Source organism: Neopusillimonas maritima, from assembly GCF_003576595.1.
Classification (GTDB): Bacteria; Pseudomonadota; Gammaproteobacteria; order Burkholderiales; family Burkholderiaceae_B; genus Neopusillimonas; species Neopusillimonas maritima.
The window spans coordinates 118,980-134,924 of record NZ_NQOU01000005.1; the positions used below are offsets into that span (position 1 = coordinate 118,980).

The 15,945-nt window shown below is 52.4% G+C and carries 15 protein-coding genes; 10 read left to right on the top strand and 5 right to left on the bottom strand.

The features are described 5' to 3' along the window. Positions 1–15: 15 nt before the first annotated feature. Positions 16–849 carry a posphoenolpyruvate synthetase regulatory kinase/phosphorylase PpsR gene (ppsR, locus tag CJO09_RS12700; protein ID WP_114421718.1) on the bottom strand — a complete coding sequence of 278 codons (834 nt, stop codon included), beginning with the start codon at positions 847–849 and terminating at the stop codon, positions 16–18. A gap of 161 nt (positions 850–1,010) precedes the next feature. On the opposite strand from ppsR, the gene ppsA reads away from it, so the two are divergent. Continuing rightward, positions 1,011–3,377: a phosphoenolpyruvate synthase gene (gene ppsA, locus CJO09_RS12705; protein WP_119442669.1), complete on the top strand. Its 2,367-nt coding sequence runs from the start codon at positions 1,011–1,013 to the stop codon at positions 3,375–3,377. Positions 3,378–3,419: 42 nt separating this feature from the next. On the opposite strand, the gene CJO09_RS12710 is transcribed toward ppsA, so the two are convergent. Further along, complete coding sequence (locus CJO09_RS12710) at positions 3,420–4,052, bottom strand: TetR/AcrR family transcriptional regulator (protein ID WP_119442670.1); 633 nt, start codon at positions 4,050–4,052, stop codon at positions 3,420–3,422. 66 nt (positions 4,053–4,118) lie between these two features. On the opposite strand from CJO09_RS12710, the gene CJO09_RS12715 reads away from it, so the two are divergent. The 3 genes from CJO09_RS12715 to CJO09_RS12725 are packed head-to-tail and all read left to right on the top strand — an operon-like array spanning position 4,119 to position 6,213. Next, positions 4,119–4,805, top strand: coding sequence for a methylated-DNA--[protein]-cysteine S-methyltransferase (locus CJO09_RS12715; protein ID WP_245961327.1), 687 nt, complete (start codon positions 4,119–4,121; stop codon positions 4,803–4,805). A 44-nt stretch (positions 4,806–4,849) separates the two neighbouring features. Continuing rightward, complete coding sequence (locus CJO09_RS12720) at positions 4,850–5,269, top strand: NfeD family protein (RefSeq protein WP_119442671.1); 420 nt, start codon at positions 4,850–4,852, stop codon at positions 5,267–5,269. A gap of 5 nt (positions 5,270–5,274) precedes the next feature. After that, entirely contained in the window at positions 5,275–6,213 is a 939-nt protein-coding gene (locus tag CJO09_RS12725) for an SPFH domain-containing protein (RefSeq protein WP_119442672.1), read from the top strand. 2 nt (positions 6,214–6,215) lie between these two features. Here the strand turns inward: CJO09_RS12725 and CJO09_RS12730 are convergent, their stop codons facing one another. The 3 genes from CJO09_RS12730 to CJO09_RS12740 all read right to left on the bottom strand — a co-directional run bounded on the left by CJO09_RS12730 (position 6,216) and on the right by CJO09_RS12740 (position 9,785). Continuing rightward, entirely contained in the window at positions 6,216–7,001 is a 786-nt protein-coding gene (locus tag CJO09_RS12730; protein WP_119442673.1) for an ABC transporter ATP-binding protein, read from the bottom strand. Between the two features lie 8 nt (positions 7,002–7,009). After that, a complete protein-coding gene (locus tag CJO09_RS12735) occupies positions 7,010–8,677 on the bottom strand; it encodes an ABC transporter permease (protein ID WP_119442748.1) in 1,668 nt (555 codons plus the stop codon). 76 nt (positions 8,678–8,753) lie between these two features. Continuing rightward, on the bottom strand, positions 8,754–9,785 hold the full coding sequence (locus CJO09_RS12740; protein ID WP_119442674.1) for a Fe(3+) ABC transporter substrate-binding protein: 1,032 nt from the start codon (positions 9,783–9,785) through the stop codon (positions 8,754–8,756). A 416-nt stretch (positions 9,786–10,201) separates the two neighbouring features. Between CJO09_RS12740 and CJO09_RS12745 the strand changes: the two genes are divergently transcribed. The 6 genes from CJO09_RS12745 to CJO09_RS12770 all read left to right on the top strand — a co-directional run bounded on the left by CJO09_RS12745 (position 10,202) and on the right by CJO09_RS12770 (position 15,937). Further along, complete coding sequence (locus tag CJO09_RS12745; protein ID WP_114421725.1) at positions 10,202–10,978, top strand: ferredoxin--NADP reductase; 777 nt, start codon at positions 10,202–10,204, stop codon at positions 10,976–10,978. Between the two features lie 94 nt (positions 10,979–11,072). Continuing rightward, on the top strand, positions 11,073–11,459 hold the full coding sequence (locus CJO09_RS12750) for a Rid family detoxifying hydrolase (protein WP_114421727.1): 387 nt from the start codon (positions 11,073–11,075) through the stop codon (positions 11,457–11,459). A gap of 89 nt (positions 11,460–11,548) precedes the next feature. After that, positions 11,549–13,540 (top strand): ATP-dependent DNA helicase RecG, encoded by a 1,992-nt coding sequence (gene recG, locus CJO09_RS12755; protein ID WP_245961338.1) that lies wholly within the window; start codon positions 11,549–11,551, stop codon positions 13,538–13,540. 20 nt (positions 13,541–13,560) lie between these two features. Beyond that, the gene (locus CJO09_RS12760) at positions 13,561–14,502 is read left to right on the top strand and encodes a LysR substrate-binding domain-containing protein (protein WP_119442676.1); all 942 of its coding nucleotides are present in this window, start codon (positions 13,561–13,563) and stop codon (positions 14,500–14,502) included. 44 nt (positions 14,503–14,546) lie between these two features. Then, on the top strand, positions 14,547–15,386 hold the full coding sequence (gene proC / locus CJO09_RS12765; protein ID WP_119442677.1) for a pyrroline-5-carboxylate reductase: 840 nt from the start codon (positions 14,547–14,549) through the stop codon (positions 15,384–15,386). Then, the gene (locus CJO09_RS12770) at positions 15,383–15,937 is read left to right on the top strand and encodes a queuosine precursor transporter (protein ID WP_245961328.1); all 555 of its coding nucleotides are present in this window, start codon (positions 15,383–15,385) and stop codon (positions 15,935–15,937) included. Before proC ends, CJO09_RS12770 begins: the two co-directional genes overlap by 4 nt. Positions 15,938–15,945: the final 8 nt, after the last annotated feature.

Genomic DNA, 15,945 nt, shown 5'->3' on the forward strand with positions numbered 1-15,945 from the left:
ATGTTGGGTGTTCATTTAATATTTGTGCCCGTCCAACCCCACTTCCTGCAGTACCTTGGTTGAAATTTCCTCGATTGACCGGGTGGTAGTGGATAAAAACGGGATACCTTCCATGCGCATGAGCCGCTCTGCTTCGGCAACTTCGTACCGGCATTGCGCCAACGAAGCGTATTTGCTGTCGGGCCGGCGCTCATTGCGCACCTCCGAGAGGCGTTCGGGTTGAATCGACAAACCGAACAACTTTGCACGAAACGGCGCCAGTGTAGAGGGCAGGCTGCCGCGCTCGAAGTCTTCGGGAATCAGCGGAAAGTTTGCCGCTTTAATGGCATATTGCATGGCCAAATAAAGGCTGGTTGGCGTTTTGCCGCAGCGTGAGACGCCCACCAGAATCACATCGGCTTTTGCCAGGTCATGGATGAATTGGCCGTCGTCATGTGAAAGGCTGAAATTAATGGCTTCGATCCGGTCACGATACTGCTTGGTGCTGCCGCCGGCATGAGAACGCCCCACCGAATGGCTGGATTTCATCCCCAGGGCTTCTTCCAGTGGTTTCACAAAAGTCCCGAAAAGATCAAGGAATGTTGCATTTGCACCACGTAAAATTTCAGCCATTTCCGGATCGACCAAGGTGCTGAAAACCAGAGGGGCATCGCCTGTTTCGACTGCATTGCGGTTAATCCGCTCAACTGACTCTATTAGTTTTTCCCGGCTATCTATAAAGGGCAGGCGAATGGTCCGGAAAGAAACCTGTTCAAATTGCGACAGCACAGAATGGCTGAATGTTTCGGCAGTAATGCCGGTGCCATCGGAAACAATAAAAACGGTGCGTTCGCGGGTAGAGGAAGTCATTGATTGAATCAGCCCATATGGAAGGTGGAACGGGTACAATTGCGTGTTGCCTTTACACCGAAAGATGGCGAGGCTCGTTTGCTTAGTGCACAGATTTATAGCACAAGCCTGCCTGCGCAATAAGCAAACAAGCTTTCTTTTATCGCATTAAAGGTGACTTTATGTCTTATGTTGTATCTTTCGAGCAGCTTCGCATGTCGGATGTTGACTCGGTAGGAGGAAAAAACGCCTCACTGGGCGAGATGATCAGCCAGTTATCAGAAGCAGGGGTTCGCGTTCCGGGTGGGTTTGCCACCACGGCCGACGCTTTTCGTGGCTTTTTGAAACAAACCGGTCTCGACCAGCGTATTGTGCAGCGCCTTGAAACGCTTGATTCCGACGATGTCCGGGAGTTGGCGTTGGCCGGGGCGGAAATTCGTCAGTGGATTGTTGAAACGCCTTTTCCGGCTGAACTGGAACAGGCTATTCGCGAGGCATTTGCCAAGCTCGATGCTGACGGTAAGGGTTCGTTCGCGGTACGCTCATCGGCAACAGCTGAAGATTTGCCCGACGCGTCATTCGCCGGTCAGCAGGAAACGTTTCTGAACGTCGTAGGCATCGACGACGTACTCGATAAAGTCCGTCACGTATTTGCTTCGTTGTACAACGATCGTGCCATTTCCTATCGTGTTCACAAAGGGTATGCGCATGCCGACGTGGCCTTGTCCGCCGGTATTCAGCGCATGGTGCGTTCCGACCTCGGCAGCGCAGGTGTTATGTTTACACTCGACACGGAGTCGGGCTTTGATGACGTGGTGTTCATCACTTCATCGTACGGTTTGGGCGAAACCGTGGTCCAGGGTGCGGTGAATCCCGACGAGTTTTACGTTTTTAAGCCTACGCTGGCGATTGGAAATTACCCCATTATCAGTCGTCGCATCGGCTCCAAGCTTCTGAAAATGGAGTTTGACACTGAACGTGCCTCGGGTTCGTCTGTACGCACAGTTGACGTCCCTGTGTCCGAACGCAATCGTTATTCGTTAACCGACGACGAAGTTATTGAGCTGGCGCGCTATGCCGTTATCATCGAGAGACACTATCAGAGGCCCATGGATATCGAATGGGGCCGAGACGGCGTCGATGGAAAAATCTACATTTTGCAAGCCCGGCCGGAAACCGTTAAGTCGCAACAGTCGGGGCACGACGTTCAAGAGCGTTACCGTCTGAAAGCAACGGGTGACGTCCTAATTACCGGGCGTGCAATCGGCCAGAAAATTGGTTCCGGTAAAGTTCGTATCGTCGGCGATATTTCTGAAATGGATCAAGTTCGCGCCGGCGATATTCTGGTTACCGACATGACCGACCCGAACTGGGAGCCCGTAATGAAACTGGCTTCCGCCATCGTAACCAACCGTGGCGGCCGTACTTGCCACGCTGCCATTATTGCTCGCGAGCTTGGTATCCCTGCAGTGGTAGGTTGCGGTAACGCAACCGATGTTCTCACCAGTGGCAAAGAGGTAACGGTGTCGTGCGCGGAAGGCGACGAAGGTCGTATTTATGATGGCCTGATCGAAACAGAAATCGAGCAGGTTCAGTGGGGTGAAATGCCGGAAATCGGCGTGAAGATTATGATGAATGTGGGTAATCCACAATTGGCGTTCGATTTCTCCCAAATTCCGAATGCGGGTGTCGGCCTGGCACGTCTTGAGTTCATCATCAATAACAACATCAACGTTCATCCGAAAGCGGTACTCGATTATCCCAATGTCGACAGCGATTTGAAGAAAGCGGTGGAGTCGGCGGCGCGTGGCTATGCCAGCCCGCGTGCCTTCTTTGTTGAAAAGCTCGCCGAAGGCGTGGCCACAATCGGTGCGGCGTTTTACCCCAAGCCCGTTATTGTTCGCTTGTCCGACTTTAAGTCCAATGAGTATCGCAAATTAGTGGGTGGGTCCCGTTACGAACCTGAAGAAGAAAACCCCATGTTGGGTTTCCGTGGTGCGTCCCGGTATCTGGCCGAGGATTTCGAAGAATGCTTCCGTATGGAGTGTGAGGCGCTGCGTAAGGTTCGTGACGAAATGGGCCTGACCAACGTTGAAATTATGGTGCCGTTCGTGCGGACGGTGAAGCAGGCTGAAAAAGTTATTGCCTTGCTGGCCAGCCACGGCTTGGAGCGCGGCAAGAATGACTTACGTGTCGTCATGATGTGCGAGGTGCCTTCCAACGCTATTTTGGCGGATCAGTTCCTTGAGCACTTTGATGGATTCTCCATTGGTTCGAATGACATGACACAGCTTACTTTGGGCCTTGATCGTGACTCGGGCATGGAGTTATTGGCAGCCGACTTCGACGAGAGAGACGATGCCGTTAAGTTCATGCTGGCACGTGCAATTCAAGCGTGTTTGAAAGCGAACAAGTATGTCGGGATCTGTGGCCAAGGGCCCAGCGATCATCCGGATCTGGCTGAATGGTTGCGAGATCAAGGCATTTTGTCGATGTCGTTGAATCCTGATACGGTGGTTGATACTTGGCAGCGTCTGGCGGCAAAATAAGTCGTTGCAGTTAGTGCCTGATGCCCGGCCCGCGCACGTGTTTTAAACCAGGTGAGCGGGTTCCGGGCATTTTTCTGAATTGTTGCCATGTGCCCGTAGGAACAAATCAACCAAAAGGGTGGCTTTGGCATTCATTTGTTCACGATTCAAAGTTGGTCCGGCCCCTAACAGGTGGGCCATTAAGTCGCATTCGCACAAGGTGCGAAAATGCATGGCCATCACATTGGGGTCGTCTTTTCGCAAGTATCCGGCTTGTGCCTGTTGCCCCATGAACTGAGCTACCCGCTGCCATACGACCTCGGTTCCCAAATCAAAAAAACGGCGCCCTATGGTCGATTTTCCGCTTACGGAAATCGCAACCCGTAAAACTTGCTGGGTTTCCTCGGTTGCCAATACCTGCATGAGCGAATGAGCGAAGCGCGTCAGTTGCGCACGTACGTCGCCATTCGATCCGATAAGTGCAATAATATTCTCACCGTGTTCGCGGGCAGACGCATGCATGGCTTCAAGCAATAGTTCCTCTTTCGAGGAAAAATAGTTATATAGCGTTGCTTTTGAGCCACCTACGCGAGCAGCAATCTGCGACATGGACGCCGCCTCAAACCCAACCTCGCGAAACACGGCAAGCGCAGTTTGAAGTATGGCGTTGCGTTTGGCTTCACTTTTTCTTCTCATTATTCACCCCGCATGAAAATGGCCGATAAATGCGATTTTAACCATACTGTACGGTAATTTTCCGTTATGCAAGCAGAAACCTTATTTCATCGAGAAATTGAAACGCCATTAGGGTTGGCTGTTTTAGCAGCCGACACAACCGGTTTGGCCGGCTTCTATTTTTCCGACCAACGTGATTGCCCCATCGCGCTGGATCAGCGTCGCACGCAAAGAATCAGCAACCCGCAGGCCGGAGAGCATGAAGGCACAATGTTGCGGCGCTATAGGGTTTTGACACGTTCCGGTAACACCGACAAGGCACTTCGTCATCCTCTGTATACCAAGGTGAATTGGCAACGCGGAGTGGCTGCCGAAGACGCGAGCAGGGCGCAGCGCGCAAACGGATCCTTACCCGATTCGGTCTTATCGTACTTCGAACAAACAATGGAAGAACTTGACGCTTATTTTCGTGGCCGATTAACGCGTTTTTCCGTGCCGCTTTCCCTTAAGGGTACGCCTTTTCAGGTGAAAGTCTGGAAAGCCTTGGCAAAGTTGCCCGAAGATCAGCTTATTTCGTATAGTGAGCTGGGGCGTACCGCCGGGGTGTCGCCTGGGGCGTATCGGGCGGTTGGTGTGGCTGTGGGTCGTAATCCCGTCTCTATTATTGTGCCGTGTCATCGAGTTGTGGCCGCAGACGCACGGCTTACTGGTTATGGTGGTGGCCTGGAACGTAAAGTGGCGCTGCTTGAACACGAAGGTTTTCAGTTACGCTAGCAACGTCAGCCCGGCGTTCGGGTGTTTATGATTAAGGCATTCTTATGTGGTTCTGGTTTGGTATAGCGGCTTTGGCCCTAATTGGCGAGGTTCTAAGCGGCACTTTTTATCTATTGTTGATTGCCGTTGGGTTTGCCGCTGCCGGTATCGCCGCCGCGATGGGCACAGGGCTTGCAGTGCAAATTGCGGTTGTTGCCGTCATTACCGGTTTGGGCTTAATCGTGTTGCGTAAAACCCGTTTTTTAAAGAAACGTGAAATAAATGCCGCCCGTAATCGCGATGTTGTTTTAGATATTGGCCAAACCATTATGGTTACGACGTGGTCGGAAGGCAATCGCGCCAAGATTCGCTACCGGGGTGCGACCTGGGATGCGCGTTTGGCCAAAGGGGCAACGCCTAAGCCGGGCCCGCACAAAATTGTAGAAATGGATGGCACGGTGCTGATCCTGGAACCTGAAGAGTAACTGTCATGACATTCCTAGATTCTGATTTTTCGCTGTTCGTATCGATTATCGGTGCCGCATTGGCTTTTGTTATTGTCGTGAAATCAATCGCGATTGTGCCGCAGCAAAATGCTTGGGTGATCGAGCGTTTGGGTAAATACGATCGTACATTATCGCCGGGCGCGGGCTTTCTTATTCCCTTTATTGAACGCATTGCCTACAAGCACTTGCTGAAAGAGGTCCCGCTTGATGTGCCCAGCCAGGTTTGTATTACCAAAGACAATACCCAATTGCAGGTCGACGGGGTGATTTACTTTCAGGTCACTGATCCGATGCGGGCCTCTTATGGTTCATCAAATTATATTTTTGCCATTACCCAGCTTGCACAAACCACCTTGCGCTCAGTCATTGGCAAAATGGAGCTCGATCGCACCTTCGAAGAGCGGGAGTTAATTAACAGTACCGTGGTAGCCGCGCTGGATGACGCCGCTTTGAATTGGGGCGTTAAGGTGCTTCGGTATGAAATCAAAGACCTCACGCCGCCAAATGAAATTTTGCGTGCCATGCAGGCACAAATTACCGCAGAGCGTGAAAAAAGGGCGTTGATTGCGGCCTCTGAGGGGCGCCGGCAAGAACAGATTAATATTGCAACGGGAGAGCGCGAGGCTTTCATCGCCCGTTCGGAGGGCGAAAAACAGGCACAGATCAACAAGGCGCAAGGTGAGGCACAGGCGGTACTGCTCGTTGCCGAAGCCACGGCAAAGGCCATTTCACATGTTGCACAATCCATCAACCAGCCTGGGGGTATCGAAGCAGTGAATTTGAGCGTGGCGGAGCGCTACGTTGATGCATTTGCGAATTTGGCCAAAGAAAGCAACACTTTGATATTGCCATCCAACCTATCTGACATCGGAGGTTTAATCGCTTCCGCAATGAAAGTTGTTGATAAAGCCGGAAGCAGCTAAGTTTAACTGCCTTCGCCACGCAAATAGGCTTGTGCCCGCTGCGCCATGAGCGCTTCGCGACGAATGAAGTCGGCAACGAAAGTGCTAACCGGGTTATGGTGCAAGCCGTAGGGTGAGTCCCATTGCACGATATTTCCTTTTTCCATCACACCGATACGATCGGCAATGGCAAACGCTTCCGCCTGATTATGCGTTACCAGTAGGGCAGTATGGCCGGTTGCCTGAAGAATGTCACGCACCTCGAAAGCCAGCCGCTCCCGAGTGTCGACATCCAGATTCGAGAAGGGTTCGTCTAGCAAAAGGAGTTCGGGTTCGGGGGCCAACGCACGGGCCAATGCAACACGCTGTTGCTGCCCACCTGACAACTCATGTGGAAAACGGCTTGCTATGTCGGTGAGTCCAACCAGCTCGAGCATGTCCATTACGCGATCACGACGCTCGTGACGATTTTTGTGTTGCAGGCCGAAGCCAACGTTTTTTTCAATATTCAAATGCGGGAACAAGGCGTAGTCTTGAAACATCATGCCGACATTGCGATGCTGCGGTTCAACTTGATAGCCGGGTTCCGATAATAGTGTCTCACTCAGGAAGATTTTTCCCGCACGTAAGGGCTCAAACCCGGCTATCGAGCGCAAAACCGTCGTTTTCCCACAGCCCGATGCACCCAACAGGCACCCGATATAACCTTTTTGAAGCGTGAGTGATAGGTCGTTGACAACCGGCAGTAACCCTTCGGGTGTGTCGTAGGCCAGTGAAATGTGATCCAGCTTTAAATGATCTTCAGGCATAGCGTGGTTTAGTGTCCGGATTGCAATTGCTTTCGGGCCAATACAATAACCGGCAGCAACCCTGCCAGTACGATGGCCAGTGCAGCGACGGCGCCTTCTTCGTATGTCCCGCGTGCGGCCTCGGCGTAAAGCCAGGTGGCCAGCGTTTCGAAATTGACAGGCCGTAATAATAACGTGGCCGGCAATTCTTTCATGGTGTCGACGAAAACCAATAAGGCAGCCGCGCCCAGGGCGGGGCGCAATAAAGGTAAATGAACTCTTTTCAATGTTCCCGTTGCCGACTCACCCAGCAAACGCGAGGCCTGCTCTAGTGAAGGCGGAATGCGTGCCAACCCCGATTCGATTCCTCCCACGGAAATGGCGAGAAATCGGATGACATAAGCACAGACCAATGCGGTGGTCGATCCCATAAGGATGAGCCCGGGGCTGTGGTCGGAAAACACTTCCACGAGCCAGCCGATGGCATTGTCGAAATAAATGAGCGGGGTGAGCAGGCCAATGGCCAACACCGTGCCGGGCAGGGCATAGCCGATTGTGGAAATACGGGCCAGCGCATGATAGGTACCGGACCATGACGAGGCGCGCGCGCCTCGCGCGGCCCAGGTCACCACCAAGCCGCAAAAAACCACCACCAAGGTGGCGATGAGTGCGATTCGCAGTGTGTTAAAGCCACTCAATAAAAGCTGCTCCGAGACCCCGCCCTTGATTTGCAAATGCTTGATGGTTTCGTTAAGCAAGTAAAGCGCCGGCGCAATAAAGCCCACTACGATGGGAATCCAGCCTAATATGACTGCCACAAGTGCGGCCATGCCTTTAAGCTGCTTGGGTTGGACGGGACGCATGCGTTGGGTGTTGGCATAACGCTGCCTTTTGCGCCCCTGACGTTCAAGCAAAATCAACCCCACTACAATCGCCAACATGGCCAGTGCGATTTGTGCTGCACCGGCCAAATCGGTTCGCGTAACCCAGGTGGTATAAACCGAAACGGTTAGTGTATGTACACCCAAAAACTCAGACGCCCCGATATCATTCAGTGTTTCCAATAGGGCAAGACTTACCCCCACGGCAATAGCTGGACGCGCCAGGGGCAGGGCAACGCGAAGGAATACACCCCTACCGGATAAGCCCAGAATACGCCCGGCTTCCAGCAAACTGGCCGCTTGTGTTGAAAACATCACACGCGTGCTTAAATAAACATAAGGGTAAAGAACAAAGCCCAATAAGAAAATGGCGCCGGGGAGTCCACGGATATCGGGCAGATGAAATTCACGTGCACTGGAATAGCCCAGAATGCTGCGGATGAGCTCCTGAACTGGGCCAATGGGGTGAAGGAGATCGAGATAGGCAAACGCAACAATATAAGTGGGGACCGCCAGCGGTAATAAAAGGGCCCACGATAAGATGCGCTGCGAAGGAAAGCTAAAAGCCGTAACCAACCAGGCTGCACCAGTGCCTAAACAGGTTACAAGCACACCCACGCCCAGCAACAATAAAACGGTATTTTGAAACGCGGTGGGGATAACGTAATTAAGCAGGTGCACCCAGTGCTCAAGCGAGCCGCTGGCGGCTAACCCGCCTAACGTTAAAACCGGCGTGATAACGCATATTGCAATGAATAATGCGCCCAGCCGCCAGCCGGCATCGGATCCAAATTGGAGAGGGCGGGGTAGCGGCAAACGAGTCGGTTCCTGAAATGAAGCAGGCTGCACACCCTGCGGCTGTGCAGCCTTCACAGAAGGGTTGAACGAGTTGTTATTGATCGAACCCAACTTTGTCTACCAGCTTACTGGCTTCTTTACGATGCTTGGCGATTTCAACCAGCGGCAGCGGATCGACTTTAAGTGGCCCGAAACTCGCGACAACAGGATCAAGCTTAACACCGGCGCGAACCGGATACTCATAATTGGCTTGTGCATACATTTGCTGGGCTTTATCTGACACCAGATACTCCAGCAATGCCAGCGCGTTGTCTTTGTTAGGGGCATATTTTGCCACAGCTGCGCCGGAGATGTTTACATGGGTACCCTGGCTTTTTGTGGAGGCAAAAGTAGGGCGAATGACTTTAATGGCCTGGCCCCATTTGTGGTTGTCGCTGCCGGGTTCGGCATTTTTCATGCGGCCTACATAATAAGCGTTTGCGATGCCAATGTCGCAAATCCCACCCAGAATATCGCGGGCAACATCGCGATCACCCCCTGCAGCTTTGCGCCCCAGGTTTGCTTTAACGCCTTCCAGCCACGTCTCTGTGGCCTCAACACCGTTGTGCGCGATCATGGCTGCGATGAGCGCTGTATTGTATGGGTGCTGACCTGAACGGATGCACACCTTGCCTTTCCATTTGGGGTCGGCAAAGTCTTCATACGTGAGGCTGTCGATGTTGAGTTCTTTTGCTACGTAGGCAACACGGTCGCGTAAGGAAAGGGCGTACCAATGGTTGTCGGCGCCGCGCAAATTGGCGGGAATAACTTCGGTAAGTGTCTTGGACTCAACGGGCTGGGTGATGCCGCCCTGTACCAGGTCGATCAAGTTGCCAATGTCAACCGTCATCAGCACATCGGCGGGTGATTTATCGCCTTCAGCCTTAACACGTTCAAGTAGGCCGTCTTTAACAAATACGGTGTTTACGTTGATACCGGTATCGGTTTTGAATTGTTCAATAATCGGCTGTATCAAGCCTGGTTCGCGCGTGGTGTACAGATTTACTTCGTTGGCCTGCGCAGACGCAGCGGTGAATAGTCCGGAAAGTGCGATTGCAGATAGCAGAGCACGGGAAAATAACTTCATGAAGAGACTCCGAAGCGGAAATAGGCGTTGTTACGAATTAATGATAAAGCCGCACGCAGTGCACTGCTTGCACGGCTGGATGAAAACACTGTTGAGTTTGTAAATAACAATGATTCTCAAATAGAATAGCATAAATCAGGAATAAAGGGGTATGGTCTTGTCGTAATAAAGCGTAAACACTCTATTATTGCCGGGTCAGGCAAATGGGAAATAAACCGTCAAACAACTTGAAAAGTTGTGGTCTAACAACTTATCTATTGAAATTACAGGATAAATTGGTAAAATTATAGTAAGCCTGAAAATCAGATATGGGCAGGTATGGCAAACCTAAATGCAGTGTATTAATGCAATTATGCTGAAGGCTTGCTAATAAAACGGCATATATTATGCTCTAACCACCGAAGAAGACACTTATTATGGCAGCTTTCAATTCAGAAAAAGTTCTCAGTGTTCATCACTGGAACGAAACGCTTTTTTCCTTTACCACCACGCGCGACCCCGGCTTGCGTTTCCACAATGGACACTTCGTTATGCTGGGTCTGGAAGTGGAAGGCAAACCGCTGCTGCGTGCTTATAGCATCGCTAGCGCCAACTACGAAGAAAACCTCGAGTTTCTTAGCATTAAGGTGCCCGACGGTCCATTAACGTCGCGCTTGCAGCATTTGAAGGTGGGCGATGAAGTACTGGTTAGCAAAAAGCCGGTTGGCACGCTGGTTGTGGACGACCTGAATCCGGGCAAACATCTTTACCTGTTCGGTACAGGCACGGGCCTTGCTCCTTTCATGAGCATTATCAAAGATCCCGAAGTCTACGAGCGCTTCGACAAAATCGTTCTCATGCATGGCGTGCGCTTCGTTAGTGAGCTGGCCTATGCCGATTTCATCGAAAATGAGTTACCCAACAACGAATTCTTCGGTGACATGGTGCGCGAGAAGCTTATTTATTATCCGACGGTTACACGCGAAGAGTTCCAGAACAAAGGGCGTATTACCCATGCGATTGAAAGTGGTGATTTTGCCCGCAAAACCGGCTTGCCCGATCTGAACCCCGAAACCGATCGCGCAATGATCTGCGGTAGCCCTGCGATGCTGGAAGATATCAGCAATATGCTTGATACCCGCGGCTTTACCATTTCTCCGGGGGTCGGCGATCCTGGCGACTACGTTATTGAGCGCGCTTTCGTGGAAAAATAAGGGTTTTCATTGCTGCGGTGGGCTGTTAATTTTGTCTATAGAAAGATAAACTCTAATAGTATTTTCAACTCCAATACTTATGTAGAGACTTATCATGACAAAACAGGTTATTCACTCGAACGACGCCCCCGCAGCAGTAGGCCCATACTCTCAAGCCATTGCGGCCGGCTCAGGGAAAACGGTCTATTTATCGGGTCAAATTGGGCTTGAACCTGGTACGGGCGAATTGGTGTCCGAAAATTTTGAAGGGCAGGTTCGCCAGTCATTTGCCAACCTAAAAGCGGTGATCGAAGCGGCTGGTGGCACGCTCGACAGTATTGTTCGATTGAATCTGTATTTAACCGATCTTTCCAAGTTTGCCGGCGCCAACGCGATCATGGCCGACATCATTCCCGAGCCTTTCCCTGCCCGCAGCACAATTGGTGTTGCCAGTTTGCCCAAAGGGGCGCAGTTTGAGGTAGACGCCATTATCGTGGTTTAACACACCACTGCAGGCTTGCCTGGTTGAAACGAAAAACGGTGGCAACAAGCACATTGTCGGCAACGGAACGTCGCCTTCAGCGTCTTGGGTTGCGAACGCCCCAAGATTGCGTCATTCATTTGCCCATCCGCTACGAAGATGAAACGCAATTGCATCGCATCGCTTCGGCGCGCGTTGGGCAAACAGTGCAACTGGAAGGCGAAATTTCCTATAACGAAGTACAGCTTCGTCCACGTCGTCAGCTTGTTGCCTTATTAAGAGACGACACAGGCAGCATATTCCTGCGCTGGCTGCACTTCTACCCCAACCAGCAAAAGCAGGTTTCGAAAGGGCAATTAGTCCGTGTTCGCGGCGAAATTCGGTCTGGTTTCAACGGCTTGGAAATCGTGCATCCGCGCGTCAGCAGAGCAGGAGGGGCGCTTGCTTCCACATTCACTCCCGTGTATTCCACCACAGATGGGTTAACACAACCTGTTTTGCGGAAAATTATCGGGCAGGCACTTGAAAGCGCCGACCTTTCCGATACATTGCCGGACACAATTCGCCATCGTTTCAAGCTGATGCCGTTTGCTCAAGCAGTACGCACGCTTCACTACCCACCAACGCAAACCACGCTCTCCAGCCTTGAAGAACGTTCCCATCCTGCCTGGCAACGGATAAAGTTTGACGAGCTTTTGGCACAACAACTGTCTCTGGCTTCAGCGCGGGCATTACGCCTGGAGCAAACGGCAACCCCGCTGAACGCCAATCATGAACCGCTGTTTAATGCCTTGCGTGAACGCCTGCCTTTCGCATTGACCCGCGCGCAAGAACGGGTCATCAACGAAATTAGCCAAGATCTGTCACGCGCGTATCCCATGCATCGTTTGTTGCAGGGCGATGTTGGCAGCGGGAAAACGATTGTGGCTGCGTTTGCTGCGCTTAAAGCAATTTCAAGTGGTGCCCAAGTGGCGGTGATGGCACCAACCGAATTATTGGCCGAACAGCACTATCACAAATTGCAGGCCTGGATGACGCCTTTGGGTGTTCAGGTTCAATGGTTAAGCGGAAGCCAGAAGAGCAAAAACAAACAGCAAGTTCTAGGCTCCATTGCCGGCGGCGAAACGCAATTGGTCGTGGGCACTCAAGCGCTCATTCAAACTTCGGTTGAGTTTCATTGTTTAGGGTTGGTGATCCTGGATGAGCAGCACCGTTTTGGCGTGGGGCAACGGTTGGCACTAGGGCAAAAAGGTGAGCAGCAGGTCTCTCATGCGCCGCTGCTGCCGCATCAGCTCAATATGAGCGCCACCCCGATTCCACGCACATTGGCCATGACACTGTTTGCCGATCTCGACGTTTCGGTGCTCGACGAGCTGCCGCCTGGGCGCCGGGCGGTTGTAACGAAGTTGGTTGCCGACAGTCGTCGGCAGGAACTCATTGCGCATATCCATTCCGAGATACAGAAAGGGCGGCAAGTGTACTGGGTGTCCCCATTGGTTGAAGAAAGTGAGGCGCTGCAATTGCAAACCGCTGTGGATACCCATGCTTATTTACAGCAAACGTTGCCGGATTTAAGTATTGGCCTGGTTCACGGCCGCCTGAAGTCTGCCGAGAAAACCGAGGTAATGGAAGCGTTTCGCAGCGGTGAAATATCCCTGCTGGTTGCCACAACAGTGATCGAAGTCGGGGTCGATGTACCGAATGCAACGTTAATGGTGATCGAACATGCCGAGCGATTCGGCTTGGCGCAGTTGCATCAGCTGCGCGGTCGCGTCGGCCGTGGTGCCGAGCAATCAGTTTGTGTTTTGCTTTATCAGCCGCCTTTGTCGGCTATTGCGCGTCAACGCTTGCGCACTATGTACGAAACAACAGATGGTTTTGAGGTTGCTCGCCGTGACCTGGCGCTGAGGGGGCCGGGCGAGTTTCTTGGTTTAAGGCAGTCGGGCGTGCCGCTTTTGCGTTTTGCCGACATCGAAACGGATACCGCTCTTGTCGAACAAGCCCAGTCGCTTGCCACCGAACTATTGTCGAATGCACGCGACATTGCGCAGGTGCATCTTGATCGATGGATGAAAGGCAAACATGTTTATTTACGCAGTTAACAACGGGATCAGGAGTTGCCATGACGCTGACTGAGTTGAAGTATATTGTCGCCGTTGCCCGTGAGCGCCATTTTGGCCGCGCGGCTGATGCCTGTTTTGTCAGCCAACCGACATTGTCCGTTGCGATTCGCAAACTCGAAGAGGAATTGGGCGTGACCCTGTTTGAGCGAGGCGGGAATGAAATTGCCGTTACTCCCATTGGGTTGCGTGTGGTGGCTCAAGCCCAGAAGGTTTTGGAGGAGGCGGGTAATTTAAAGGAAATAGCACGGGAGGGGCATGATCCACTTGCCGGTCCGTTAAGGGTGGGAATTATTTATACGATTGGGCCATACCTATTACCTCGTTTGGTTCCGGCTCAAATTGAAATTACGCCTCAGATGCCGCTGATTCTTCAGGAAAACTTCACGACACGGCTCATTGAGTTGCTCCGACAGGGCGAGATTGACTGCGCGATCATGGCATTGCCTTTACCCGATGCGGGGCTGGAAGTGTATCCACTATACGATGAGCCTTTTGTGATTGCGGTACCGCGTCGACACCCTTGGGCCAAACGCAAAGAAATCAGCGCTTCGGAGCTTAAAGACGAAACCATGTTGTTACTGGGTGTTGGTCACTGCTTTCGCGATCAGGTATTGGAGGTGTGTCCCGAGCTTTCGCGCTTTTCAGCGTCCAGCGAAGGGATTCAGCGAACCTTCGAAGGCTCATCGCTGGAAACGATACGTCATATGGTTGCGGCAGGAATTGGCATCACCGTTTTGCCGGCTAGCGCGATTCCAGGGGCGCCTAACGATTTGTTGGCTTATATTCCGTTCAAGAAGCCCATCCCCAGCCGCCGAGTGGTTTTGGCGTGGCGGAAAAGCTTTCCCAGGCCTGCTGCCATTCAGGCGCTGATTCAAGCTATTGAGCAGTGCGATTTACCGGGTGTAAGCCCAATGTCTTACAACCAGCCCGTGTTATCGTGATATCACTGGCTTATCATTATCAACTTAGTTAAAAAATTATCGCTATGAGCACTCATCAGGAACTAAAACTTGCCTTCATCGGCGGCGGGAATATGGCATCGGCCCTGGGCGCCGGGCTGATCGGAAAGCGGTGCGGCGCGCAAGACGTCCACGTGGTTGATATTGATGAAAATGTACTAAAGCGCTGGGCAGAGCAGGGGGTCAGCACGGCTTCGCAAGCCGACGAAACGCTTGGCAACCATCGGGTCTGGGTGTTCGCAGTGAAACCGCAGGTTATGAAAGAAACCGTGGCGGCCTGCAAGCCCTTTTTGCGTGACGACACATTAGCGATCAGCATCGCCGCCGGCATCGATTCGGACACGTTCGCGCAATGGCTCGGTGAGCCGGGGCAACCCTGGACTCGCCTGGTTCGTTGCATGCCAAATACGCCGTCACTGGTAGGGGCCGGTATTTCCGGCTTATGTGCCGCAAAAGGCGTTTCCGAGCAAGATCGCGCTTTGGCACAGCAGCTGCTGCGGGCGGTTGGGGAAGTTGTGTGGGTCGACAACGACCAGCAAATTGACGCTGTTACGGCTTTATCGGGAAGTGGGCCGGCCTATGTGTTCCTGTTCCTGGAGGCCTTGATGCAAGGGGGCCGGCAGTTGGGTCTTTCCGAGGCGCAGGCCAGGCAATTGGCGTTGGCAACATTAAGCGGCGCAACAGAATTAGCCAGCTTGTCACCGGAACCCCCATCCGTGTTGCGTGAACGTGTCACTTCCAAAGGGGGTACAACGGCCGAAGCTTTGCGTGTTTTCAACGAACGTGATTTTGTGGCCATTGTTCAGGAGGCGATGAAGGCATCGTATAATAGGGCTTCCGAGCTGTCTGTTGAACTTTCCAAATGAAATCAAATTCTTATCACGTGCCCATGACGGCGCGTCAAATCCTGTTGGCTGTGGCCGCCATGGCCATTGTAGTGGTGGGGTCGAACGTATTGGTTCAGTATCCCATTAACAAATGGCTTACTTGGGGCGCCATTTCTTACCCTGTGGCTTTTCTGGTAGCCGACCTGATCAACCGGCGTTTTGGTGCCAAATCGGCCCGACAGGTTGCCGTGGCGGGTTTCGTGGTGGCCATTGTATTTTCGGTATGGGTTGCAACGCCGCGGATTGCGCTGGCTTCCGGGGTTGCATTCTTATTCGCCCAACTGCTTGATATTTACGTATTCGATCGTTTGCGGCAACAACAATGGTGGCGCGCTCCACTTATCGGCGGAGTGGCGGGTGCCACGCTTGATACCATTCTGTTCTTTAGCATTGCATTCGCAGGAACCGGCATTAACTGGCAGGCCTTGTTAGTGGGTGACCTGGCCGTTAAGCTGGCCGTGAATGTGGCCTTGCTGGCGCCTTTCCGGGCATTAATGTGGAATATCGCGCGGCCCGCCAAATCGGCTTAACAGGGCGG

Bases quoted from the DNA above. Each gene is read 5' to 3' on its own strand.
- ppsR (WP_114421718.1), bottom strand. From the start codon at position 849: ATGACTTCCTCTACCCGCGAACGCACCGTTTTTATTGTTTCCGATGGC.
- ppsA (WP_119442669.1), top strand. From the start codon at position 1,011: ATGTCTTATGTTGTATCTTTCGAGCAGCTTCGCATGTCGGATGTTGAC.
- CJO09_RS12710 (WP_119442670.1), bottom strand. From the start codon at position 4,052: ATGAGAAGAAAAAGTGAAGCCAAACGCAACGCCATACTTCAAACTGCG.
- CJO09_RS12715 (WP_245961327.1), top strand. From the start codon at position 4,119: ATGCAAGCAGAAACCTTATTTCATCGAGAAATTGAAACGCCATTAGGG.
- CJO09_RS12720 (WP_119442671.1), top strand. From the start codon at position 4,850: ATGTGGTTCTGGTTTGGTATAGCGGCTTTGGCCCTAATTGGCGAGGTT.
- CJO09_RS12725 (WP_119442672.1), top strand. From the start codon at position 5,275: ATGACATTCCTAGATTCTGATTTTTCGCTGTTCGTATCGATTATCGGT.
- CJO09_RS12730 (WP_119442673.1), bottom strand. From the start codon at position 7,001: ATGCCTGAAGATCATTTAAAGCTGGATCACATTTCACTGGCCTACGAC.
- CJO09_RS12740 (WP_119442674.1), bottom strand. From the start codon at position 9,785: ATGAAGTTATTTTCCCGTGCTCTGCTATCTGCAATCGCACTTTCCGGA.
- CJO09_RS12745 (WP_114421725.1), top strand. From the start codon at position 10,202: ATGGCAGCTTTCAATTCAGAAAAAGTTCTCAGTGTTCATCACTGGAAC.
- CJO09_RS12750 (WP_114421727.1), top strand. From the start codon at position 11,073: ATGACAAAACAGGTTATTCACTCGAACGACGCCCCCGCAGCAGTAGGC.
- CJO09_RS12760 (WP_119442676.1), top strand. From the start codon at position 13,561: ATGACGCTGACTGAGTTGAAGTATATTGTCGCCGTTGCCCGTGAGCGC.
- proC (WP_119442677.1), top strand. From the start codon at position 14,547: ATGAGCACTCATCAGGAACTAAAACTTGCCTTCATCGGCGGCGGGAAT.
- CJO09_RS12770 (WP_245961328.1), top strand. From the start codon at position 15,383: ATGAAATCAAATTCTTATCACGTGCCCATGACGGCGCGTCAAATCCTG.